Raw genomic sequence first — 21,796 nt, forward strand, 5'->3', positions numbered from 1 at the left:
ATAAACCGTATGAAAACACTCGCCACGCCTGATAACTTTAGCACCAGAAAACAAACCATCGCTCGTCATTTTGCCAATGCCAGCGACTATGACCAGCATGCCCATGTTCAGCAGCAAGTCTGTCAATATTTAATAGACAAACTCACTCACACTGAACACGACAGTGTGCTTGAAGTCGGTGCAGGAACTGGTCAAATGACCCGCCTACTCGCAGCACACATTCAAAGTCAATATTGGCTGATCAATGAATTATGCGCTGAACAAGTGGCTACTTTACAATCTATATTGCCTAATGCTGACATAGCAATTGGAGATGCTGAAACGATGGACTTTGAGGATGAGCATAGCTTAATAATCAGTGCCAATGCTGTGCAGTGGTTTGATGACCCCTTAAACTTTGTTGCGCAATCAGCACGCCGTTTGCAAGCTGGAGGTCAACTGCTGTTTAACACTTTTACGCCAAATAACTTTTTGCAAATAAAGACTCTAACGGATCAGGGTCTTCACTATCCCGATATCATTAAGTGGCGATTGGCACTGATTAGTGCTGGTTTTGAGAAAATTGAATTGTCCACTCAGCGTTTCGAGTTACCGTTTACCAGTCCTTACGCCATCCTAAAACATATGAAATTGACGGGCGTATCGACCAATCAGACGCAAGTAAAAGCCAACAGCACCCAGCCCTTTATATGGACAAAGGCACGCTTGCAACAGTTTGAGTCTGATTATTGGCAACATTTTTCGGCGCAAGATGACGACGGTCAACCTATTGTCCATTTGACTTATGAAGTACTGATAGTGAGTGCCTTTAAATCATGAAGACAAGATATAGAATGGTAGGATATTTCTTATAAATAACAGCCATAAAAAAACGCACCCCGAAGGATGCGTTTTTTTTTTTAACTGCGTTTAGTTACTAAATCACAATTATTTTTTGTTTTCGTCTACTTCAGTAAACTCAGCATCAACGACGTCATCATCAGCTTGGTTGCTATCTGCTGCATTGTCCGCGCCTTGTTGGAACTGGCTTGGATCCATGCCCTCGCTACCTGCGCCTGCATCAGCATAAATCTTCTGACTAACTGGCAAGAAGGCATTGTCTAATGCTTCAAGCTTGGCTTTGATGTCATCATGATCATCTTCTTTCATCACCGCTTCAAGCTCAGAGATAGCAGCTTCTACTGTTGATTTTTCTTCAGCAGTTACTTTATCTTCAGCATCTTTCAACGCTTTTTGTACCGCATGAATACGACCATCTGCTTCGTTACGAACTTGCGCTAAGTTAGCGAATTTTTCGTCTTCTGCAGCATTGGCTTCTGCATCACGAACCATTTGCTCGATTTCTTCATCCGTCAAGCCAGAATCTGCTTTGATCTGGATGCTTTGCGCTTTACCCGTACCTTTGTCAGTTGCTGAGATATTCATGATACCGTCAGCATTGATGTCAAAAGTAACTTCAATTTGCGGTAGACCACGTGGTGCTGGTGGAATATCCGTCAAATCAAAACGACCAAGCTGTTTATTTTGGTTAGCGATTTTACGCTCACCTTGATAAACCTGGATAGTCACAGCTGGTTGGTTGTCTTCAGCCGTTGAGAATACCTGTGATTTCTTAGTAGGAATCATGGTGTTTTTCTCAATAACTGGTGTCATGACACCACCCATCGTTTCGATACCAAGCGTTAGTGGCGTCACATCAAGTAACAATACGTCTGTTTTTTCACCAGACAATACCGCGCCTTGAATCGCAGCCCCTGCCGCTACTGCTTCATCAGGGTTCACATCTTTACGTGGCTCCTGACCGAAGAACTCTTGTACTTTTTGCTGTACCAGTGGCATACGAGTCTGACCACCAACTAAGATAACATCATCGATGTCACCAATTTTTATGCCAGCATCTTCAAGGGCAATCTTACAAGGACCCATGGTACGTTGTACCAACTCTTCAGTTAAGCTCTCAAGTTTTGAGCGACTGATAGTGACCACCAAATGCTTAGGACCATTGCTGTCTGCAGTAATATAAGGCAAGTTCACTTCAGTGCTTTGGGCACTTGATAACTCAATTTTCGCTTTTTCTGCCGCTTCTTTTAGACGCTGCATCGCCAATGAGTCACCTTTCAAATTGACATCTTGGTCTTTTTTGAACTCATCAACCAAATAATCAATCAATGCTGAGTCAAAGTCTTCACCACCAAGGAATGTATCACCATTGGTTGCTAGTACTTCAAACTGCTGCTCGCCATCAACGTCAGCGATTTCGATGATTGATACGTCAAAAGTACCACCACCCAAGTCATAAACAGCAACAGTGCTATCGCCTTGCTTCTTGTCCATACCGTACGCAAGAGCCGCAGCTGTTGGTTCGTTGATGATACGTTTTACATCAAGACCTGCAATTTTACCCGCGTCTTTTGTTGCTTGACGCTGTGAGTCATTAAAATAAGCTGGTACGGTTACAACCGCTTCAGTAACAGTTTCACCAAGATAGTCTTCTGCTGTTTTTTTTTTTTCAAGATTTCAGCAGAAACCTGTGGTGGTGCTAATTTTTTACCATTAATTTCTACCCATGCATCACCGTTATCTGCTTTGGCGATTTTGTAAGGTACCATGCCGATGTCTTTTTGCACGACTTTGTCATCAAAACGACGACCAATCAAACGCTTAATCGCAAACAACGTATTGTTTGGATTGGTGACCGCTTGACGTTTGGCTGACTGACCCACCAAAATTTCATCGTTTTTATAAGCAACGATAGATGGTGTTGTACGAGTACCTTCAGCATTTTCGATGACTTTGACTTTGTCACCTTCCATCACTGCGACACACGAGTTAGTCGTACCTAAATCAATACCAATTACTTTACCCATAATTATTTGCTCCTAATTTGTTTTAAGTATTTATCTATTCAGACCGTGGTTGATCTCTTGTTGCTATATATATCGGTTTACTTATGGATTTTTTCAAGTCAATCATGATGCAAAATTTGTCTTTCGTGTGACTTTTTGTGAAAACCCTTAATAATAGTAGGGTTTAGCACACTAAAAATCCAATTTCTAGTACTACTGCCCAACACGTACCATGGCTGGGCGTAATAAACGACCGTTCAAGCTATAACCTTTTTGTAATACAGTACCGACAGTATCAGCTTCCGCTTCTTCATCAATACCCACCGCTTCATGCAAATCAGCATTAAATTTCTCGCCTTGCGGGTCAACCATTTCGACGCCGTTCTTATTTAATACGTCCAATAACGCTTTGTGCGTCAGTCTCACCCCTTCTGTAACAGGGTCATCGGCATGGGCGCTTTCGATGGCGCGTTCTAAATTATCGACCACTTCTAATAGCTCTTTGGCAAATTTCTGCAAGGCAAAACGCTTACTCTTATCCGCCTCTTGCTCCATGCGTTTTTGTGCATTGTAAGCTTCGGCATTGGCACGGGCGGTGCGGTGTCTTTAGCTTGCTTCACTTCACCTTCTAGTTCAGCGATGCGCGCTTTAAAGGTGTCGATATCGATTTCATTTTCGATGGTCATCTCTTCACCTGAGTTATGCTTTGGATCAAACTCTTTCATGGTTTCTTCTAAAATACTGTCACTGTGTTCAATATTGTCATGCGCCACATTTTGCTCAGGCGATTCGTGGTTGGTATTTTTCTCGCTCATGATGGCTCCTTAGAATTTTAATAATGACGATTGATATAAGAGGCAACAAACGCACTATTTGCTAGTGATACTGTGCTCTTATCAAATAGTTAATCAGTCTTACTCATTGTTTTTATTAATACGCTTTACTAGTTGCTTGATAAAGGTGGTGGCGGCAAATTTCAAGCCTAAGCCATAGGAATTTTTCTAATTTACAACAAATGCTGCCTAAACCTGCATTAAAGCGCTCAAAACTGAGTCTTATATGCTGTCAATGGGTATAAATAGTCATTAACAAAAGCTACAAGAAAGTAGTACTTATTCCAAAAAACTTACCATTGGTACATAAGCCATTACCAAACAATACTCAACTTTATTTTTGATTACTCTACTATTGCTACAAATAGTATGGCTCATATCAAAGTAAACGCTCATATATGACAACGCATACTGACAATCATTAACGAGAAGTGTTATGTCTAAATCAACCGTGTTATCAATCAATGCGCTATTAAATAAAGCGCTGATGACGATAAAGCTCGCAGCAACAGATCGTATAGATAATGATATAAAAGAAGAAAATGGCACTCAAGAGAATCGTTTGACCGTCAAACAAAAAGTGCTTAGCTATAACCCGTTGACGACTTGCCAGCCGCATACCTTGCACTATGCCATGAAAGGAGTCGGCTATCTGCCAACGCCACTATTAGAGAGCTTGGTTGGGTATTTGAAAGGACCGACGTCGAAACAATACCTGCACGCCGATGCTCACCTGCGTTTGATTCTCGCTGTGAATAGTAAGCTTAAAACGCCTCTTGAGCTGACACCAATGCATGAGCTGCGCGAAAGGTTCGCCGCTGACGCCGTGGCGATGCAAGCGCCATACGTATGGCAGCAAACAAGTGACAATGTCATCGGCAACATGAAGCGATTTACGAAAAAAAATCAGAAACTTGTGCATTGGGAAGACAAAGTGATTGCCAACGCTGATGATGGCGATATGACCATTCGCTGTTATCAATCAGACGCGAGCTCTCATGGCTTAGGGTTCAAAAAAGCGGATACTCATAATTCTGATGAAACAGTACTGTTATTTTCATGGGGGTGGATTTGTATTGGTGATGTCAATACCCATCATGAATTTTGCCACACGGTTTGTGAGCAGACGGGCTGGCCGATAGTCAGTGTTGATTATCGCTTAGCACCTGAGCATCCAGCACCAGCCGCATTAAAAGACTGTATCACTGCCTACGCTTGGCTGGCTGAGCACTGCCATACCTTAGGCGCTTTACCCTCGCGAATCGTGCTAGCAGGCGATAGTGCTGGCGGCGGATTGTCCACTTTGATTGCCCAACAACTTACTGCGCCCTCGCAAGTCGCATGGTCAGATCTGGGCAGTACAGGTCAAAAAATGTTCGATTTATTAGAGCGCTTACCAAAGCCGCTTGCACAAATGCCTTTATATCCTGTGACGGATATCGAAACGGATTATCCAAGTTGGGAGTTATATGGTGAGGGATTATTATTGGATCATGCCGATGTGGCTGTATTTGATGCTGCTTGTTTAGATAACAGCCCCTTGCCACGCCAGCATATCCTTAACTGTCCGATGCTTGGTGAATAGTAAAGTATGCCCGACTTATATTGTCGCCGCAGAATTAGACGTATTACGTGATGAAGCATTTGCTTATGCAAAGCAATTAAAGGTGCATGGTATAGCAGTCGAGACTCATACCATTCTGGGTGCGCCGCATGGTTTTATTCATTTTATGAGTATTCATCAAGGTATCGGACAAGCAACAGACGATATTATTAAAGGGTTTGCGAGCTTTGTGCGTGACGTTATCAATACCCAGTCACAATTAGCGGCATAGTTATCAACACAGTTGTATAAGAGAGTGCTGGTTTATTATAAAATAGAATGGTACTGCCATTATTTAAACGTTACTTTTTTAAGCATTGTTTTCTTAAATATTACTTTCTTAAACGTTATCTTCAACCTGACCATTCAAAGTGATCAGCCAAATCTCTGAGCGCGAACCCAAGCGAAATGGAATGCCCCAAAAGCCGTAACCAGACGACACCACAAAGTGACTATTATCGATAACCTCATAGCCATAGCCCAAGCGATTGATAGCACTGACAATGAAGTTGGCGGGGAATATCTGACCGTTATGGGTATGCCCAGAGAGCTGCAAATCAATCGGCATTTGGCTGTGCTCGGCAATATCACTTGGTCTGTGGTCTAACAATATCAATGGCTCAGCGCTATTGACCTGCGTCAACAGCTCAGTCGTGGACGCGCTGACGCTTATGGTTGTCGAAGCGTCCCATCAACCAAAGTACTTGCCCTTGGTGTGTGAGACGTATGACTTCATCATTTAACAACTGCACGCCAGCAGCACGCAACGCTTGGACAATCGGCTGCTCGTGCCCGTATAAATCATGATTACCTAAAGTCGCATAGACCCCATACGGCAAGCTTTCGCATAACTCAGCCAAGCTTTCTGCCATTTTATATTTAGTAAATGCCTGTATATGTCATCCATGATGTCGCCCGGCATCAGCAATATGTCTGCTTTATGCTGCACAATCAGACGATGCAGTCTATCTATTGCGCCAATCCCAAACAATCTCCCGATATGCAAATCGCTAGCGACCGCAATACGTAGCGGCTTAGCCAAAGGCTTATCAATATAAATAGATAACTCACGTACCACAGGCGCATAAGCGCTATATAGGGCATAAACAAACAATCCGATAAACACTGCCAATGCCAATATGCGCAATCCAAAATCGACTGGCGCAGATGTAGCGAGTACATCACCGGTTAGCGATGTGACCAACCAATATCCACCATAAAATAGGCTGGTAACTAATGCTGTCAATAACATAAAATGCATGACCAACATCCAACCACTGATCCAGCGATAGCTATTGGCAAATGCTCTATTGACACTGAGTAGCAGCAAACCGTTGGTAATAATGAATATGATGACCCATACCGAAGTTTGCAAACCTGCTGTCTGCCAAGGCTGTAACCACCATTGCACGCTTAGAGCTGCACCGACACTAAACAACTGCAATAGCGCAAAAATGGTGATAAAAAATGCGTAGCGCATGAAGAATCCTTGAGTATGATGGCGTCAATGCAGTATGCTTTTAGCTAATTAGAAGAGCAAATAAAAGCCTCTACCATTTAGATATGGTAAAGGCTTTATCATAGGGGTAACACTGTTTATTTAAATGGCTCATACACCAGACTGCAACGTAATTATCCAAATCTCAGAACGCGTTCCCAGTCTAAATGGTACGGGACCGATACCATAACCAGAGGTCACCAAAAAACTGCGTATCGATTTTCTTGCTGCCATAGTTTAGCTGTGTCAACCAATTCATCAATAGCGTTAGTGGAAATATCTGCCCGCCATGGGTATGCCCAGATAAATGCAAATCGACTGGCAGGGCGCTGACCTCATCCATCGCGCTAGGACGATGTTCCAAAAATAGCACCGGTTTTTCTGTGTCTACTTGTGTCAATAATTCCTCGGCTGACAGTCTAGTACGATATCATCTGAGCGCCCCACCAGCCACACTGAGTCATTTAATAGCACACTTTCATTATCAAGTGCTTTGATGCCCGCCTCTTCCACCGCCTGTGTGATCTGCTTGTCATAACCGAAATAATCGTGATTGCCTAAAGTCGCATAGACGCCAAGCGGTGCCTTTAGCTTGATAACTGCTCATGCATATTCGTATTATCGTATGCAATGGTATTGTCATAATGTCACCAGCGATAACCACGACATCGGGATGTTGCGCATCGATGAGACTCACCATTTTTTTATCTGCCGATTGCCAAACCATCTCTAAATGCGTATCAGAAACGAGTGCTATTTTCATTGGCTTATCCAGAGGTTTGGCAGTCGTGACCGTCAATCGATGTACTTCAGGTGAGTAAGCATTGAATATAGCTAAACTAACAATGGCTATATAAATCATGACAAATAGAGCGCGCAAGAGTATTGGATGAGATTTCCGTCTAAAAAGCGGATAAACGAGTAGCGCAACTACAGCAGTTATCAAACCCGCATAAAACATAAAACCTTGCAAAATACTAACGACCAGATAGACGTGAAAGCGCTCACCCCAAAACTCAGTTAGACCATAAATGAGAGCCACATTATTAATAATAAAGACAACAGCTATCAGTGCAGCTTTTGCAGCTGTCGTTTTTGGCTTTACAAACCAGCAGAGAAGCACGCTGGTCATAACAGCTAGCAACTGAGTGAAAACAATGAAGAACCACATAATCAAGTCTGCTTAGATAAAGATAACGCTATCTTACGTGAAAAATTTGATGCTCTGGATATAGCGTCTTTTTTTCCACGAAAACTTCATATGCTTTGCCTCTAAAGTGCTGTTGCCACAAAACTAAATGGTTGCCACTAAACGTACTTTAACGTTTATCTGGTGCTATTTTACAGACGCCATTGTCACAAGCTTGCATCACCGCTTTGCCATAGAGCAACTTTGTCACCCAATTTGGGATTCTATATCGATTGCGCGCGACATACGGATAAGCGAAGTCGCCAAGTTGCTTGACCACTGGCAAAAACAATAACGGTGACCATTTAACGCCGCCCGTCCTGTAGAGCAGTCGTACGGCATCCATATGCGTGTACCAATTGCCGTAGCTGTCTTGCATACACATATAAGTCATCGCATCCTTACGGCTAAATCCTGCGGCCGCCAACTCATCAACCCCCTCGTCTACAGGAACTAAGTGTATCTTTTCCGGTTGACGTTTTTTCATATTATGCGCCTCGGTGCTGCATATCACGCACGCATCATCGTAGTACATGGTAATGGACAAATTCGCTTGCTCTCTATAACTGTTGATATGATTTTGGATAATCATCTTACGACTCCTGTATGAGTGATATCTCAGTATCAAGACTATTAGATTTTTCGTTCATGCTCACTATGTTCAATCATGTGTACTACTGGATACTTATTGACTGGCGCTAAAAAAGGAATGACGGACTGCTGTGTCCACTGCGGAGCGGTAGCATCTAAGCGCTTGGCCAGTACCGGTAAATGATTGGTTGGCACCGCTGGGAATAAGTGATGCTCGATGTGATAGAGTAAGTTAAAAGTCAGTAAATTAATCAATGGATGACGCTCACTGCGCGCATATACCACGTCATCACAACCATGATGGACGCTCCATACTGCAAAGAATCCTACCATCGTATTGGCCAATATCATCACCAATACGTGATATATCAAAACTGGATGCGTCGTGATAAAAGCAGCGACAATCACTGCGAAAATAAGCAACAGATCAAAGCCAACGAGTATACGATTGCTACGACTACCATGCGTCAAACCAAACCACTGAATCATAATCGAAAATAGCCCACCGCCTAATATCGCCTGATACCAAGGCAGGCGAGCCCAATTACCTTCGACATCGCTGTCTCCAAGTGGATCTCTATGATGATTGAGATGTGTGTGCCGAATAGCATGCGTGCTACAGAGCATGGTGATACTGAGAAAAAACAGCATGGTTTCAGTAGCAAGCTTACCTACTCCCAACGTTCGATGATAACAATCATGGGCTTGTCTCAGTGCGGCAGTAAAAAGAAAAAAGTCGCCACAAGCGCAAGTAACCACCAGCCTTGCCAAGCGCTCCACCATGACAATAATAAAAAAGGTAAAGATAAGAAAATATTATAAACAGTCTCGCCAAGACTAAGCTGTCGCAAATCTTGCCATTCAATATTGGCTAACGAAGGATGACGCATGATGTTCTCCTTACTTGGTGATAAGCTAGCTGTCTGCTGGCGCGACCACTTAATTTAATCGGCTGTTTTAATTTACTTTATTTCTGTCAATAGTGAAATTATTAGATAAATTTTATTTATGTTTAGGTAGTGCTATTAAAACTGTAATCACAGCGCTGGCTCCACCTATCAAGCTAAGAACCAATCCAAATATTATTTTCTCTAAAAAAACATCTGTTGCTATAATCCAAACTGAAAATATAAAAGTACTAAAGAATCCAATGAAGAATAACGGTACTATTTTTAGTATGGAGTCAAAGACTATCTTCAACTTACATATAGTTAATCCAGCTACTAACGTAGGGAGCAAACCAAAAAAGAATCCGCCTACAATAGAAGCTAATAGCATTTTGAAAATATCTGTTAACTCTTGCCTAAAAATATTACTGTCAATTGCAAGCATCACAATCATATATAAGCAGACAATCAGACCACCTATCGCACCTCCCAACAATCCATAAGTTCCTATTACCTTAGCTTTAGGATAGCTGGATGCTGTGGCTGTGGCTGTGGCTGTAGCGCTAATCTCAATATCACTCATACACATCTCTATTTAGGTTTCACATGAAACAATCGCTTAATGATTTACGAACTCTGCTCTTCTAAAGCTTGCTTCAGTGTTGGCTGTTTAAAATCATAACCTGCGTCCTGTAATGCTTGCGGCAATACCTTTTGTCCATCTATTAATAGAGTCGACATCTCACCAAATATCAGCTTAAGCAGAAAATTGGGTAAAGTAAAAAAGGTGGGCCGGTGTAGCCATGCTCCAAGCGTTTTGGTAAAAGTATGATTGGTCACTGGATTAGGCGCAGTGAGGTTATACACCAGCACTGGCGTATCATTGATAGTTTCTAACGAGTGATCATCGGTAGTCTGAGTGTCCGCATAATTAGCAAGATACTTTTCAATGATGAATATCACTGCCCCAACCCAGTCGTCACGGCTGATCCAGCTCATGATTTGTTTGCCATCACCCAACTGTCCGCCGACACCCATTTTAAATGGGGTTAATAACTTACCGAGCATGCCGCCTTCAGGATGGATAACCACACCCGTACGCACGATAGCCACAGGCACGCCATGTTCAGTGGCTTTGAGCGCTAACTGCTCCCATTCATGACATAATTGATGGGCAAAATCAGTTTCAAAACCACTGCTTTCGGTAAGAGGTTTATCGCCTTGTGCGCCATACCAGCCAATCGCAGAGCCGCTGACCATTAGCTTGGGCTTAATATTGGTGCGCTTAATAAATGCCAATAAGGATTCGGTAGGCTTGATACGGCTGGCGAGCAACTGCTCTTTGCGCGCATCGCTCCAGCGCGAGTCAGCAATGCCTGCGCCTGCTAGATTTAAGATAACATCAAAGCTTTTATCCGAACTCGCTAGCTCATCGTAGGTCATCATGCTGATCGCGTCAGGATGCGTTTGGCTGCTATCGCGTGTTAGCCATGTAATGTGTAAGTCCTTATCCTGCGTACGATAGCGTTTGATCAGCTCGTCACTAAAAGCACTGCCTAAAAAGCCTGAGCCACCACTGATTAAAATATTCATGTCCTACTCCCTATATTTTTCGCTTATCGTTTAGTAAAACTTAATCCGTTATAGCCATCGTCTACTTTTTTAGTACTAAGATCAAAATGACTTTTACGTACTTTTGGTAAAGCAATGCGGCTGGCAATCGCTGAATTGATTGCGCCAAACAATCCTATACCAATCATAAAGGCCAGTAGCACGCCAACCTCCATCCATGAGTTGATGCCTAAATATAGGATGATTGCACCCATATAACCTGCTGACGTTATAAACCCCACTAAAAATGTCGTGCGTAGACTCTTGTGATCACCGCGCCATATCTTCTTATAAGCGACGATAACACCCGTTAATAAAGCAGGAATAAAACCAAGCAGACCAACATAGAGTAATGGCTGGTAACCAATTTGGGCAAAATCCGCATTCCTAAAAATGAACAATAAAGCCAGCTCTGCAATCACTCCACCAACTAAGCTACCAAACCCTGCAAACAAAATAATCACTTGTAGATAAGGATACGCACCTAACTCATTATTCGTTTTCATTCTATTTATCCCATTAACATTCATCGTTAATTCAGTATAAATACGGCGTTGCCAAAGCCAATGAAATTCCTGTGGATAATTGGTGGATAAGTATCTTGATTTTATTTAGCCTACTGATTAAGCAAAACGCTTACGAATAGGACAGTCACTATCATTACTATTTTGAGATTTATTCTTTAATTTGTTCCAACGATAATTAATAAAATCTATGACGTTAACCATACTTGGCAATACATGTGCTTTGGTCAGATGTGCGCTGTTGCATCTAAACGCTTGGCAAGCTCAGGTAAATGATTGGATGGCACAGCAGGAAAGAGATGATGCTCTACGTGATAAAGCAAATTAAAGGTCAGCAAGTTGACCAAAGGATTGCGCTCGGTGCGAGCGATTGTCTCATCACAATCATGGTGTACGCCCCACCCGCAATGATGCCGACACTGGCATTCGCCAACATCATGGTCAATATGTGGTACATCAATACTTGCGCTAATATCGTAAGAGTAGGAATAGTAAATACGGTCAGTACGAAGGTAACCAAGACGACTAAAGCAATCAAGCCAAATTCTAGCCAAGCCAAGCTTTTATTGCGACGGCTACTTAGGCGCAATCCTTGACGATAAATATCGAGTCGATAAGTTATTCCGCCGAGCAGCGCTTGCCACCATGAGTCTTTTGCTAGACTGCCTTCAATATCACTATCGCCCAATGGGTCACGATGATGCGCCATGTGCGTGGCTCGAATGCTGTGCAAACTGGTCATTAATAGTACGCTGAGCAATAATAATATGGCGGTGGTTGTACGTTTTCCTGTACCCAAACTATGATGATAGCCATCGTGCGCTTGGCGAAATGCGGCAGCAAAAAACAATAAGAAGCCCCGCACGCCAATACATACCATGATTGACTAGTAAACCACCAAGACAACAACAAAAATGGATAAGGCAAAATAACGTTGTAAGCGATTTGACCGCGCGTTAACTGGCGCAAATCCTGCCACTCGACTGCAGCAACAGCCTTTTTAATGGCTGGCTCTTTATTAGCGTGTGTCTGATTGACTGTCATTTTACACATCCATTTGTTATTACTATTTTTTGTTACTGCTATTTTATAGAAACTTATCTCACTTAAACTTAACTGGCTTTTATATTTATTACATATATTTCTGTCAAAACAGAAATTGTATTGCAAATTTTTATTTTAAATTACACAGCTATTAACGTAAAACCTTTTTAATACTAGCGCCTAGTTTTAGGACTTTTTTGAGGATGCTTGTGGGCAGTTTAAGCATCTCAGATGACCATGTGGTTAGGGTACTAACGAATTCTTGGGTATCACGAAACGTGACTTTACCTCATTATTTTCATGTTCAAATTCAGGACTGTCATCCATGAGTTCTAAAAACTGTACAGTTGGCTCAAGCTCACGCTTTTGTCGTTCAACCACAATGATGCGTGCCAGCTCCCAAACGTCAGTATGGTCGTGAAGTGATCGCGACGATCACCCAATATCGAGACCTTTTGTACTAAGCCCCAATGCTGCAACTCTTTAATACTGTTTGAGACGTTAGAGCGAGCAACACCAAGTGTTTCGGTAATTTCTTCAGCATTTAGTGGCTTACCAATTATGAATAACAACGCATGAATCTGTGACATGGTGCGATTGACGCCCCACTGCGAGCCCATTTCACCCCAATGTAAGATAAATTTTTCGGTCACAGGATTTAGTTTCATGATTAATATGTACTCTACTTTATAAGTTTTGATTATTTTATCTACTATCTTGCGCTATTCTTTTATTTCTGTCAATAGTGAAATCAATAGATAACACTCATCGCTTGGTTGACTGTCATGCGCTAACGAATCACTAAACCCGTGGTTGCGTCACGAATTTGGCTCGGTAAAGTATAGCCTAGAGTGTTAGCCTGCAAGTAGCTGATTTGCTCGCCGAAATATCCATAAGCATCAGTGAAAGTCATAGCAGGCGGTTGTCCTGATGGATTACAGCTTGTGGAAACCAATAGCCCAAATGGGTTTTGAACGTCGACCAGTTGTTGGCACAATTGACGAATCATAGGATGCGCAATAACTCTAACCGCCACTGTTTGATGCTGCCCTTTGATCCAAGGAGGGATAGTCGTTTCAAGTGTCTGAGGGATAGGCAGTAGCCATGTATGGGCTTGCTTACCTTGTAGCTCTATACTGTCAGTATCTGCCTGCCAACTCTTGATGATTTGTTGGCGCAGACCTTCTTCTAAAGGCTCTAGTAACGGCTTTAAACGCTCAGCGCTGTCAGTAATGACGATCATGCCTTTGGCTTGTGGACGCTGTTTAATGGATAAAATACATTGAACGGCTGCTTCGTCATAAGCGTCACAACCAATACCCCAAACGCTTTCGGTGGGATAAGCAAGTAGCTGTCCTTCTTTAAGCCATTTGGCAGCTTGAATGACAGAGTCAGTAGTAAAAGATGTGTATTTTTCCATGGCTTGAAGGCTTCAAAAAGGTAGAAATTTAAGCACTCATCATAACATAAGACTAAGAAAAATTAGGGCAGCGAAGTTTAAAGCGACCTTATTAGCAGCTACCTAGGGCGTGTCATCAATTAGCACATTAGTACGTTTAGTGGTCTTAAAATGGCTAAATTTTGCTAAACATCGTCAGCAATTTTGTCAATATGTTCATATTAACGGCAATTACTTCCTTGTTTATCTACAATTTTTCTCATTTTAAGCCTCACAATCTAATTGATGACACGCCCTAGATTGTACTGTAGTCAATCACTTGGCAGTAGATAAGTGAAAAGCCTAAAGCGATAGAAAGTACGATTTTAGACGCGCAAATACCTTCCGCCTTGCACACTAATGACGCCTAATAATTCAAGCTCCATTAACTGTCCAATCAGCTGCGGTGTGGCAAGTTTGGTAGCGATAATCAGCGCATCTAAATCCTGCCCGTGCCAATCAAGCTGCTCATACACAAGCATCAAATGCTCTGGTACGACGATAGCGCTGGGAGAAGGTTTAATATTGGATGATGCTAGCTTGCCAGTATCTGCAGTAGAACTACTAACGTTTTCTGAAGGGTTTTCTTTCTGACTACGATTCAATGTAGATAAGACATTTGATTGAAATGAATGACTGTTATATGGCAACTGACTATTGATATCCTCTAGCACTTGCTGCGGATGATAAATTAAGGTCGCGCCTTCACGTATCAAATGATGACAACCTTCTGCATTGCTATTCTCAATATGACTTGGAATGGCAAAAACTTGCTTACCCTGTTCCGAGGTTAAACGCGCGGTAATCAGCGAACCACTCTGAATGGTTGCCTCCGTCACAATCGTTGCTAAGCTCAATCCAGCGACCAAACGATTACGCCGTGGAAACGTATGCTTATGTGGCATTGTATGCGGCAACAATTCACTAAAATACAGCCGCCTTGTTCAATTATCTGGGCAAACAATTTATGATGATTGGGATAATTGACCTCAATACCTGTACCCATGACTCCAATTGTTCGACCTTGATATTCAGCATTCGCCTGTGCTAACGCGCCTAGATGTGCTCGCTTATCGACACCCATGGCAAGACCGCTGGTAATGATATAACCAGCTTGCGCCAAATATTGCGCGATATCAAAGGTAATTTTTTGGGCATGGGCGGTGGGTTTTCGGCTGCCAACAATAGCGACTTGTGCCTGGTGCAAGCGAGCTTTATTGCCTCGGTAAAATAATACAGGCGGTGGGTCATAGATTTGCGAGAGCTGTACGGGATAATCAGGCTGGTCAGAAAATAGCAGACCGTAGCGTCCTTCGATGAGCGCTTGCTGAATTTTATCAATACTGGCTTGCGTTTGCTCTGACTGTTCATGACGGGCAAGATGGGTATGATGAATACCCAATTGCCGCCACGCATCTACTTTGGCGTACCAAGCAAGCTCTGCCGTGCCAAAAGAAGTAATGAGCTTATGATAAGCAGATAATGATGCATTCACCTCAGTCCACAGCGCCAGTACTGCGCGTTGCTCATCTGATAAAGAAGAAGTAACTGCCATCATAATCATCTAGCTCGTATAGTAAGCTAGTGTGTCCCGTCCAAAAATAAGCATGTTCTCACTTATAGTGTACTCATTTATAGATATGGCGGTGGTAACAGCTGGTCGCCGACGTTTAATGGTAGCTCTGAATCAAGCACATAAGCATAGCTAATATTATCGAAAGTATTGAATACCATGACCATACCGCTTGGCTCATTTGGTAAGCGTACTGGCGTGTCATGTCTTTGGTATCGCGGATCAAAGCCCCTTTTTGATAGACAGTCAATACATCACCAGGCTTAGCACCATGGGTACTACCTAAGTTGATAGCAACAACACTACCCTTCGCTGCTGAGCTGATTGAGTCCATGACGCGGACAATCATGCCACCACGACTGACCGTTGCAGGGGCTGGATAAAACACAGGTGGAATAGAGTTATTCAATTCAACAAATACGCGATCACCTTCACGCACTTCTTTGTCGTAACTGTCGGTGAGCTGCAAACTGCTGACGCCGTTGGTTTCTGTCGAAGTAACCAAACCCGTCGCAACTTGCGTGACCTCTAAACCGATAACTTCTTGGGTCTTTGGCTCAACATATAGCTCTCCTTCACGGTAGATACCATAACGCTGACCGACGATCAGTGGCACACCTTTGGCATATACTTTATCGCCACTGGCGGTAATTAAATTGCCTTTTTTAGAGGCCAATATATAAGGGGTGGTATTAAAATCTTGTGGATTAACGATGACTGTCTTATCTAACCAGTGTTGAATAGCAGACCACGGAAGTGGTGGAATACTGTTGGCTGTTGAAGTGACTGAGACTGTGCTAGATACCACGTTACCCGTTAACTGCTTTTCAACTCCAGCACAACCTTCGCCAGTATCAACACCAATTAAGGTTTTACCTTGAATCACACATAAGATAAGGATGTCGTTAGGATAAATAAGATTGGGGTTTTTGATTTGCTTATTGGTTGCCCAGATTTCTTTCCAGCGCCACGGACTGTCTAAATAACGTCCTGATATGTCCCACAACGTATCGCCTTTTTTGACGATATAGCGATTGGGCGCATCCGCTTTGATGGCTGGTGGTGGATTGTTAGCGTGGGCAGTACTCATTAGCATTGCACTACTAAATGTCGTGATTAACAGTGCTTTTGCTATCGTTTTTAAGCTCATCTTCATTGTTATATCCACAATATGTACCGCTGTTGTCGCCACAATTAGTACCATTGAGATCTATTACTTAACCTTAATCTTTGACTGTCATTAAAATAGTGACAAGCAATGAGGGTCGTAAAAGGACTTAATCGTACGATTATCATGACGCTTATAGGGCAGCTGTTCAGTGTAATTGGCTGGTATGATTACTAAAAAAGCGTCTAGCAAAATGATGAGTCGCCGACGCTGTTTCTAATATTACAATTATATCTACCATAACACAATCATAAACACTTTATTACAATGGCGTAACTTTTATATGAATATTATTTCTATAGTTCGTCATTGAAATTTGTAGAGTTCCTCATGAAAATAAGCATTAAAATCAACTCTGATTTATGCTGGATTTGGTATCACATGCTGACGAATTTGCTCAGCGACTAATTCGGCATCATTATCAAGCACCACCACATGCTGCGGTAACGCTTCTAAGCCTTCGGTATGGGCTGGGCGTGCGATTTCTATCGGTCCAATAGCTTCGATGATCGTATCGGCAAATTTCACTGGCAGTGCGGTTTCGGCACAAACAATCACCTCACCTTCGCGCTGTAGCTCTTTGGCAACCTTGATACCATCAGCGGTATGCGGATCAACCAACTCTCCATGCTGCTCATACAGCGCTTTAATGGTTTGTAAGCGGTCACTATGGGTCGATTTACCCGCAGCAAAACCGTAGCGAGTGTTGACCGCCTCCATTAGGTCAGACAAATCAAAGCCTTGACCAGATTTCACCCCTTCAAATAACTCATGAACGCGGGCGCTGTCTTTATCTAATAAGAGATAAACAAAACGCTCAAAGTTAGAGGCTTTAGAGATATCCATCGATGGGCTTGAAGTGATATAAGTTTTATCAGTCGGACGCGGCTGATAAGCACCTTGATTAAAGAAGTCGTTAAGCACGTCGTTTTCGTTGGTTGCGACGATTAGACGATCAACTGGCAGCCCCATTTCACGTGCAATGTGACCGGCACAAATATTACCAAAGTTGCCTGATGGCACGCTAAAACTGACTTTTTCATCGTTGCTTGTAGTGACCGCAAAATAGGCTTTAAAGTAATAAACAATCTGCGCTAGGATACGACCCCAGTTAATAGAATTAACCGTACCTAAATTATAAGCCGCTTTAAACTCAGCATTGCTGTAGGGCTTTGACGATGGGCAATCATCAAACATGCCGTCGATGGCAATATTATGGATGTTTTTATCAGTCAAACTATACATTTGCGCACGCTGGAATTCACTCATTTTGCCATGCGGTGACAGCATAAAGACTTCGATATTTTCTTTACCACGCAAAGCATATTCTGCCGCACTACCTGTATCCCCACTGGTGGCACCAATGATGGTAATACGCGCGTCTTTTCTTTTAAGCACATATTCGAAAGCATTACCCAAAAACTGCATGGCAACATCTTTAAACGCTAACGTCGGACCGTTTGATAATCCTAGAATATATAAATTGTCTTCAAGCTTACGGACAGGAACAATCTCATCAGAGCCAAATACCTCAGCGGTATAAGTGCGCTTAATAATGTCTTGCAAATCAGCCACAGGAATATCAGTCGCAAAGCGCTGCATAATCGCCATCGCCAGCTGTGGATAGCTTAGCGTGCGCCACTCAGTAAGCGTCGCACTATCAATATTCGGATAGTGCTCAGGCAACATCAAACCACCGTCTGGGGCAAGACCCATTAATAACACATCACTAAAATCCATCGGCGCTGTCTGACCACGGGTACTGATATATTTCATTAGATTGTCCTGTCTATAATGAGATTATTAGTTAAAACGGTTTATTCAGCAGTTTTTTGCAGCAAGGCATAATAAAAGCCATCGCCGCTCTCGCTATCTATTGGTAAGCACTGACGACCGATTGCTTGTTCGATACCCCAATTGCAATCGTCGCTAAATTCAACGGCTACTACATTATTATAGTGAGTCATGAAATCTTGCATCTGCTCGACGTTCTCTTGCTTTAGGATAGAGCAAGTGACATACAACAGATAACCGCCAACTTTAAGTTGTGGCCATAGATTGTGCAAGATATCCGCTTGTAAGAGTGCCGTTTGCTCAACGTCTTCTTCGGTACGCAAGATACTGATATCAGGATGACGACGAATCACGCCAGTCGCTGTACAAGGTGAATCTAATAATATAGCGTCAAATACGAGTTTGCTCTTTTCTTACCAGCGCCTTGCCATGTCGTTGCGTCAGCACAGACAATATTAAGCTCAATATTTTTCTCAGCTTGCTGCAAGTCGTGCTGACTTAGGTTTAAGCGCTGTAAATTAGTATGAATACGCTCGATACGTGGCGCCTCATTATCTATCGCAGTAATCTTAACTTTCGAAATCACAGGCGACGTTTCAGCATCGTCTTGTTTCACGTGAAACAACGAAGACTTGAGCTGATTAATTCTAACCAATGAGCAAGCTTACCACCCGGCGCTGCACAAGCATCTAAAATGCGGATCTCGTTGTTATTGGTGTCTATATCGCCGTCTGCATCGTCGTTTTTAACACTCAGCTTATTAATTAAAGCGTTATGAATAAGCGGCGCGGCAAGCTGAGCATGCATATCTTGTACACTAGCCGCACCTTCAGCGAATTGCGGTAAGGCATTGACTGCGGTACTTTGATGTAATCTTAACCCTTTGGTTAATATGCCATTAGATGCGGCTGCATCCGAGCTGGCTAAAAAAACCACTTGTTAGCTCAACCAGATCTGCTTCAACTTCAAATTCCACCAATGCTTGCTGATAGTCCTCTATCGAAGTCACCGCTGTATTCACGCGCAAAAACATTGGTGCAGGTTGACGTAAACCCTGCATCAGGTCGTCATACTGCTCACTCCAGTCTTGCTTAAGCTGATAGGCAAGCCAATTCGGTAAGCTGTTTTTTATCACACTTCTTACGGAATTTACTTGGGTTCTTAGCAACTTTACGCAAAATGGCGTTGATTAAACCCGTCGCATGCGCAAACTCAATTTCTTTTGCTGCTTCAACCGTTTCATGAATCGCCGCATGGTCAGCCACTTGCAAATAGAGTAGCTGCGTTAGACCTACTTGGTCGTACGTACTTCTTTTTCATCAATAGAGTTATCAGCCAGACTATCGAGTAGACGCTCAAGGGCGTACCATTGGCGCAACGTCGTCAACAATAGCGCATGAGCAAAACCTTTATCCCCGTCATGCAAACTGTTTAGTAGCGGATCAAGGACGCTTGCAAGCGACTGACCATTTTGAATCGCCAGTAAAGTGCGAATGACGCGGACGCGGACGCTACCATTCATGATAAGGTTGCTTGACGGTTTGTTAGCTTTTTTCTTGGTGCAGTGCTTCTCATTAAATTGAATTTCCTTGACGCCTAATAGTTAGCGTCTGATAAAAGTTGGATTGTTTGGTATTAAATGACGAATATAAAAAATAAGGTTAAGCGGTATTAAACTGATTTAGAAGCAATTATTTTGAGTCTGCTGTGAACTGATCACCATCATTCAATTGGTTACCATGGCAGATTTGCTCGGCTGTCATTGGTTTACCACCAGCAAACTGTAATTGGGTGATAGCTAAAGTGCTGGCTTGCGGTTTTTCGAGACCATTATCAATATTACTGTCATGACCACAAGCTACCAATATCGCTTTGCGTCCAACACTGATGACCGTACCAGCAGGCTGATTGGTTTGCTGCGACGGATTCACAGGTAAGCTGGCTAAAATCTTGACACGTTGCCCTGCCAAAAAAGTATAAGCACCTGGCCATGGCGTCAAACCGCGAATTTGTCGTTCGATAATAGTCGCTGATTGTGTCCAGTCGATTTCACCTTCAGTTTTGACGAGTTTTTCAGCGTAATTGGCTTGACTGTCATCTTGAGCGATTGCTTGTGCTTGATAATGTGGCAAGTCCTTTAGCACGGTAATAATAGCCGTTGCACCAAGCTCAGCCATTTTATCATGGAGGCTGGCAGCCGTATCATCAGCCTTAATAGGTGCGCTGACTTTATAAAGCATGTCGCCAGTATCAAGCCCTTTATCCATCTGCATAATGGTAATGCCCGTCTCGCTATCACCCGCCAATAATGCACGGTGAATAGGTGCTGCACCGCGCCAGCGTGGTAATAAGGACGCATGAATATTGAGGCAACCATAAGTCGGTGTGGTCAATACACCAATCGGCAATATCAAGCCATAAGCCGCGACAATCATCACATCTGGCTGATAACTACGCAGAGTCTCACGTGCGATCAACCCTTCACTACTAGATTTTTTAAAGGTGAGAGGCTGCTCAACTGCAATATCATGCGCCAATGCGACTTGCTTTACTGCAGAGGCTGATAATTTTTGACCCCGTCCTGCCTTGCGATCAGGTTGCGTATACACAGCGACGATGTCTATATTCAACGCTTCTTGCTGGCTGATAAGAGCCTCAAGACTAACGGCGGCAAACTCAGGAGTGCCAGCAAACGCAACTCTTAAGCGCTTACTAGATGAGCAATCTTTCGTCGTAGATGGCATGGATAAATCGAAGGCAGAAGCAATTATAGTCATAAACAGGCATTATATAGGGTTGGTTGACTCATTATAGGTGAGTTTGCGATGTTGTGCCATGGTTGTAATAACGGTAATCGAGCGTTACCAATGATACGGTTTGTCTTTATAATAGAAAGCAAGCAGGGCGCTCTTATTGATGAGTTTATTTACAAAACAATGCGTGATTGAGCGATATTCCACTGCCATTCACCATTTTTTTCTAGATAATAGCTGTAAAACCGTAAAAGTTAAAACGACTTGAATAAACCAACTACTGTGCCAAACTGATTACTTACTCACTATGTTTCTTGTGTCGATATAGGACCACGCTTTCATGCAACAGTTTCAGTCCTTACAGCGCTTACTCATATTTTATGCACTGACCTTGCTGGTCATGTTGTCTATCTATTTTTTGCGCTGTTTCACGAGATGAAAAAC

General features: G+C 42.8%; 28 protein-coding genes and 3 pseudogenes. 3 read left to right on the forward strand and 28 right to left on the reverse strand.

Annotated elements, in window-relative coordinates:
* Nucleotides 1-9 precede the first annotated feature (9 nt).
* The gene (locus tag G7Y90_RS03330; RefSeq protein WP_250163377.1) at nt 10-819 is read left to right on the forward strand and encodes a methyltransferase domain-containing protein; all 810 of its coding nucleotides are present in this window, start codon (nt 10-12) and stop codon (nt 817-819) included.
* A gap of 108 nt (nt 820-927) precedes the next feature.
* On the opposite strand, the pseudogene dnaK reads toward G7Y90_RS03330, so the two are convergent.
* Both dnaK and grpE read right to left on the reverse strand, forming a co-directional pair.
* Nucleotides 928-2,867 (reverse strand): annotated as a pseudogene (gene dnaK, locus G7Y90_RS03335) (molecular chaperone DnaK).
* A 192-nt stretch (nt 2,868-3,059) separates the two neighbouring features.
* Nucleotides 3,060-3,661: pseudogene (grpE, locus tag G7Y90_RS03340) on the reverse strand (nucleotide exchange factor GrpE).
* A 454-nt stretch (nt 3,662-4,115) separates the two neighbouring features.
* Here grpE and G7Y90_RS17660 point away from each other — a divergent pair.
* Together G7Y90_RS17660 and G7Y90_RS17665 are read left to right on the forward strand one after the other, a co-directional pair.
* Nucleotides 4,116-5,264, forward strand: coding sequence for an alpha/beta hydrolase fold domain-containing protein (locus G7Y90_RS17660; RefSeq protein ID WP_284143815.1), 1,149 nt, complete (start codon nt 4,116-4,118; stop codon nt 5,262-5,264).
* On the forward strand, nt 5,257-5,514 hold the full coding sequence (locus tag G7Y90_RS17665) for an alpha/beta hydrolase (RefSeq protein WP_284143816.1): 258 nt from the start codon (nt 5,257-5,259) through the stop codon (nt 5,512-5,514). The genes G7Y90_RS17660 and G7Y90_RS17665 overlap by 8 nt, the downstream gene beginning before the upstream one ends.
* 108 nt (nt 5,515-5,622) lie before the next feature.
* On the opposite strand, the gene G7Y90_RS03350 is transcribed toward G7Y90_RS17665, so the two are convergent.
* From G7Y90_RS03350 to fmt, 26 genes and pseudogenes are all read right to left on the reverse strand, one after another.
* Nucleotides 5,623-5,925, reverse strand: a complete 303-nt coding sequence (locus G7Y90_RS03350; protein WP_250163378.1) for a hypothetical protein — start codon at nt 5,923-5,925, stop codon at nt 5,623-5,625.
* Nucleotides 5,926-5,929: 4 nt separating this feature from the next.
* Nucleotides 5,930-6,121 (reverse strand): hypothetical protein, encoded by a 192-nt coding sequence (locus G7Y90_RS03355; RefSeq protein ID WP_250163379.1) that lies wholly within the window; start codon nt 6,119-6,121, stop codon nt 5,930-5,932.
* Entirely contained in the window at nt 6,094-6,762 is a 669-nt protein-coding gene (locus G7Y90_RS03360) for a hypothetical protein (RefSeq protein ID WP_250163380.1), read from the reverse strand. Before G7Y90_RS03360 ends, G7Y90_RS03355 begins: the two co-directional genes overlap by 28 nt.
* Nucleotides 6,763-6,943: 181 nt before the next feature.
* On the reverse strand, nt 6,944-7,180 hold the full coding sequence (locus G7Y90_RS03365) for a hypothetical protein (protein WP_250163381.1): 237 nt from the start codon (nt 7,178-7,180) through the stop codon (nt 6,944-6,946).
* Nucleotides 7,181-7,312: 132 nt separating this feature from the next.
* Entirely contained in the window at nt 7,313-7,912 is a 600-nt protein-coding gene (locus tag G7Y90_RS03370) for a hypothetical protein (protein WP_250163382.1), read from the reverse strand.
* 187 nt (nt 7,913-8,099) lie between these two features.
* Nucleotides 8,100-8,561: a thiol-disulfide oxidoreductase DCC family protein gene (locus tag G7Y90_RS03375; protein ID WP_201552190.1), complete on the reverse strand. Its 462-nt coding sequence runs from the start codon at nt 8,559-8,561 to the stop codon at nt 8,100-8,102.
* Nucleotides 8,562-8,602: 41 nt separating this feature from the next.
* Nucleotides 8,603-9,343 carry a fatty acid desaturase family protein gene (locus tag G7Y90_RS03380; RefSeq protein WP_250163383.1) on the reverse strand — a complete coding sequence of 247 codons (741 nt, stop codon included), beginning with the start codon at nt 9,341-9,343 and terminating at the stop codon, nt 8,603-8,605.
* Nucleotides 9,271-9,450 carry a hypothetical protein gene (locus G7Y90_RS03385; RefSeq protein ID WP_250163384.1) on the reverse strand — a complete coding sequence of 60 codons (180 nt, stop codon included), beginning with the start codon at nt 9,448-9,450 and terminating at the stop codon, nt 9,271-9,273. Before G7Y90_RS03385 ends, G7Y90_RS03380 begins: the two co-directional genes overlap by 73 nt.
* 112 nt (nt 9,451-9,562) lie before the next feature.
* Complete coding sequence (locus G7Y90_RS03390) at nt 9,563-10,030, reverse strand: hypothetical protein (protein WP_250163385.1); 468 nt, start codon at nt 10,028-10,030, stop codon at nt 9,563-9,565.
* A gap of 44 nt (nt 10,031-10,074) precedes the next feature.
* Complete coding sequence (locus G7Y90_RS03395; RefSeq protein WP_250163386.1) at nt 10,075-11,040, reverse strand: TIGR01777 family oxidoreductase; 966 nt, start codon at nt 11,038-11,040, stop codon at nt 10,075-10,077.
* A gap of 23 nt (nt 11,041-11,063) precedes the next feature.
* The gene (locus tag G7Y90_RS03400; protein WP_250163387.1) at nt 11,064-11,564 is read right to left on the reverse strand and encodes a hypothetical protein; all 501 of its coding nucleotides are present in this window, start codon (nt 11,562-11,564) and stop codon (nt 11,064-11,066) included.
* Between the two features lie 245 nt (nt 11,565-11,809).
* Nucleotides 11,810-11,929 carry a fatty acid desaturase gene (locus G7Y90_RS17670; RefSeq protein ID WP_349773395.1) on the reverse strand — a complete coding sequence of 40 codons (120 nt, stop codon included), beginning with the start codon at nt 11,927-11,929 and terminating at the stop codon, nt 11,810-11,812.
* The gene (locus tag G7Y90_RS03405) at nt 11,914-12,447 is read right to left on the reverse strand and encodes a fatty acid desaturase (protein WP_284143817.1); all 534 of its coding nucleotides are present in this window, start codon (nt 12,445-12,447) and stop codon (nt 11,914-11,916) included. The genes G7Y90_RS17670 and G7Y90_RS03405 overlap by 16 nt, the downstream gene beginning before the upstream one ends.
* Before the next feature lie 511 nt (nt 12,448-12,958).
* Nucleotides 12,959-13,294: a GbsR/MarR family transcriptional regulator gene (locus G7Y90_RS03410; protein ID WP_250163388.1), complete on the reverse strand. Its 336-nt coding sequence runs from the start codon at nt 13,292-13,294 to the stop codon at nt 12,959-12,961.
* Nucleotides 13,295-13,416: 122 nt separating this feature from the next.
* Entirely contained in the window at nt 13,417-14,046 is a 630-nt protein-coding gene (locus G7Y90_RS03415; RefSeq protein WP_250163389.1) for an L-threonylcarbamoyladenylate synthase, read from the reverse strand.
* A 344-nt stretch (nt 14,047-14,390) separates the two neighbouring features.
* Nucleotides 14,391-14,546, reverse strand: coding sequence for a DprA-like winged helix domain-containing protein (locus G7Y90_RS18825; RefSeq protein WP_502937414.1), 156 nt, complete (start codon nt 14,544-14,546; stop codon nt 14,391-14,393).
* A 237-nt stretch (nt 14,547-14,783) separates the two neighbouring features.
* A pseudogene (dprA, locus tag G7Y90_RS03420) lies at nt 14,784-15,628 on the reverse strand (DNA-processing protein DprA); the annotation flags it as partial.
* Between the two features lie 106 nt (nt 15,629-15,734).
* Complete coding sequence (locus G7Y90_RS03425) at nt 15,735-16,727, reverse strand: LysM peptidoglycan-binding domain-containing protein (protein WP_250163390.1); 993 nt, start codon at nt 16,725-16,727, stop codon at nt 15,735-15,737.
* A gap of 438 nt (nt 16,728-17,165) precedes the next feature.
* Nucleotides 17,166-18,581 carry a threonine synthase gene (gene thrC, locus G7Y90_RS03430; RefSeq protein WP_250163391.1) on the reverse strand — a complete coding sequence of 472 codons (1,416 nt, stop codon included), beginning with the start codon at nt 18,579-18,581 and terminating at the stop codon, nt 17,166-17,168.
* Between the two features lie 41 nt (nt 18,582-18,622).
* Nucleotides 18,623-18,952, reverse strand: coding sequence for a 16S rRNA (cytosine(967)-C(5))-methyltransferase (locus tag G7Y90_RS03435; RefSeq protein WP_250163392.1), 330 nt, complete (start codon nt 18,950-18,952; stop codon nt 18,623-18,625).
* A gap of 23 nt (nt 18,953-18,975) precedes the next feature.
* A complete protein-coding gene (locus G7Y90_RS03440) occupies nt 18,976-19,215 on the reverse strand; it encodes a hypothetical protein (RefSeq protein ID WP_250163393.1) in 240 nt (79 codons plus the stop codon).
* Complete coding sequence (locus tag G7Y90_RS03445) at nt 19,212-19,535, reverse strand: hypothetical protein (RefSeq protein ID WP_250163394.1); 324 nt, start codon at nt 19,533-19,535, stop codon at nt 19,212-19,214. The genes G7Y90_RS03440 and G7Y90_RS03445 overlap by 4 nt, the downstream gene beginning before the upstream one ends.
* Nucleotides 19,498-19,734 (reverse strand): hypothetical protein, encoded by a 237-nt coding sequence (locus tag G7Y90_RS03450; RefSeq protein WP_250163395.1) that lies wholly within the window; start codon nt 19,732-19,734, stop codon nt 19,498-19,500. Before G7Y90_RS03450 ends, G7Y90_RS03445 begins: the two co-directional genes overlap by 38 nt.
* Nucleotides 19,691-19,864, reverse strand: coding sequence for a transcription antitermination factor NusB (locus G7Y90_RS03455; protein WP_250163918.1), 174 nt, complete (start codon nt 19,862-19,864; stop codon nt 19,691-19,693). Before G7Y90_RS03455 ends, G7Y90_RS03450 begins: the two co-directional genes overlap by 44 nt.
* 26 nt (nt 19,865-19,890) lie before the next feature.
* Entirely contained in the window at nt 19,891-20,121 is a 231-nt protein-coding gene (locus G7Y90_RS03460; RefSeq protein ID WP_250163396.1) for a hypothetical protein, read from the reverse strand.
* Nucleotides 20,122-20,290: 169 nt separating this feature from the next.
* The gene (fmt, locus tag G7Y90_RS03465; protein ID WP_443548847.1) at nt 20,291-21,343 is read right to left on the reverse strand and encodes a methionyl-tRNA formyltransferase; all 1,053 of its coding nucleotides are present in this window, start codon (nt 21,341-21,343) and stop codon (nt 20,291-20,293) included.
* Between the last annotated feature and the right edge of the window lie 453 nt (nt 21,344-21,796).

Origin of the sequence: Psychrobacter sp. WY6, from assembly GCF_018448495.1 — a bacterium.
Classification (GTDB): Bacteria; Pseudomonadota; Gammaproteobacteria; order Pseudomonadales; family Moraxellaceae; genus Psychrobacter.

What these genes read in the sequence shown, in the direction of transcription:
- G7Y90_RS03330 (WP_250163377.1), top strand. Translation starts at nt 10, where the DNA reads ATGAAAACACTCGCCACGCCTGATAACTTTAGCACCAGAAAACAAACC.
- G7Y90_RS17660 (WP_284143815.1), top strand. Translation starts at nt 4,116, where the DNA reads ATGTCTAAATCAACCGTGTTATCAATCAATGCGCTATTAAATAAAGCG.
- G7Y90_RS03360 (WP_250163380.1), bottom strand. Translation starts at nt 6,762, where the DNA reads ATGCGCTACGCATTTTTTATCACCATTTTTGCGCTATTGCAGTTGTTT.
- G7Y90_RS03370 (WP_250163382.1), bottom strand. Translation starts at nt 7,912, where the DNA reads ATGACCAGCGTGCTTCTCTGCTGGTTTGTAAAGCCAAAAACGACAGCT.
- G7Y90_RS03375 (WP_201552190.1), bottom strand. Translation starts at nt 8,561, where the DNA reads ATGATTATCCAAAATCATATCAACAGTTATAGAGAGCAAGCGAATTTG.
- G7Y90_RS03380 (WP_250163383.1), bottom strand. Translation starts at nt 9,343, where the DNA reads ATGGTGGAGCGCTTGGCAAGGCTGGTGGTTACTTGCGCTTGTGGCGAC.
- G7Y90_RS03385 (WP_250163384.1), bottom strand. Translation starts at nt 9,450, where the DNA reads ATGCGTCATCCTTCGTTAGCCAATATTGAATGGCAAGATTTGCGACAG.
- G7Y90_RS03390 (WP_250163385.1), bottom strand. Translation starts at nt 10,030, where the DNA reads ATGAGTGATATTGAGATTAGCGCTACAGCCACAGCCACAGCCACAGCA.
- G7Y90_RS03395 (WP_250163386.1), bottom strand. Translation starts at nt 11,040, where the DNA reads ATGAATATTTTAATCAGTGGTGGCTCAGGCTTTTTAGGCAGTGCTTTT.
- G7Y90_RS03400 (WP_250163387.1), bottom strand. Translation starts at nt 11,564, where the DNA reads ATGAAAACGAATAATGAGTTAGGTGCGTATCCTTATCTACAAGTGATT.
- G7Y90_RS03410 (WP_250163388.1), bottom strand. Translation starts at nt 13,294, where the DNA reads ATGAAACTAAATCCTGTGACCGAAAAATTTATCTTACATTGGGGTGAA.
- G7Y90_RS03415 (WP_250163389.1), bottom strand. Translation starts at nt 14,046, where the DNA reads ATGGAAAAATACACATCTTTTACTACTGACTCTGTCATTCAAGCTGCC.
- G7Y90_RS18825 (WP_502937414.1), bottom strand. Translation starts at nt 14,546, where the DNA reads ATGCTTGTGTATGAGCAGCTTGATTGGCACGGGCAGGATTTAGATGCG.
- G7Y90_RS03425 (WP_250163390.1), bottom strand. Translation starts at nt 16,727, where the DNA reads ATGAGTACTGCCCACGCTAACAATCCACCACCAGCCATCAAAGCGGAT.
- thrC (WP_250163391.1), bottom strand. Translation starts at nt 18,581, where the DNA reads ATGAAATATATCAGTACCCGTGGTCAGACAGCGCCGATGGATTTTAGT.
- G7Y90_RS03460 (WP_250163396.1), bottom strand. Translation starts at nt 20,121, where the DNA reads ATGAATGGTAGCGTCCGCGTCCGCGTCATTCGCACTTTACTGGCGATT.
- fmt (WP_443548847.1), bottom strand. Translation starts at nt 21,343, where the DNA reads ATGCCATCTACGACGAAAGATTGCTCATCTAGTAAGCGCTTAAGAGTT.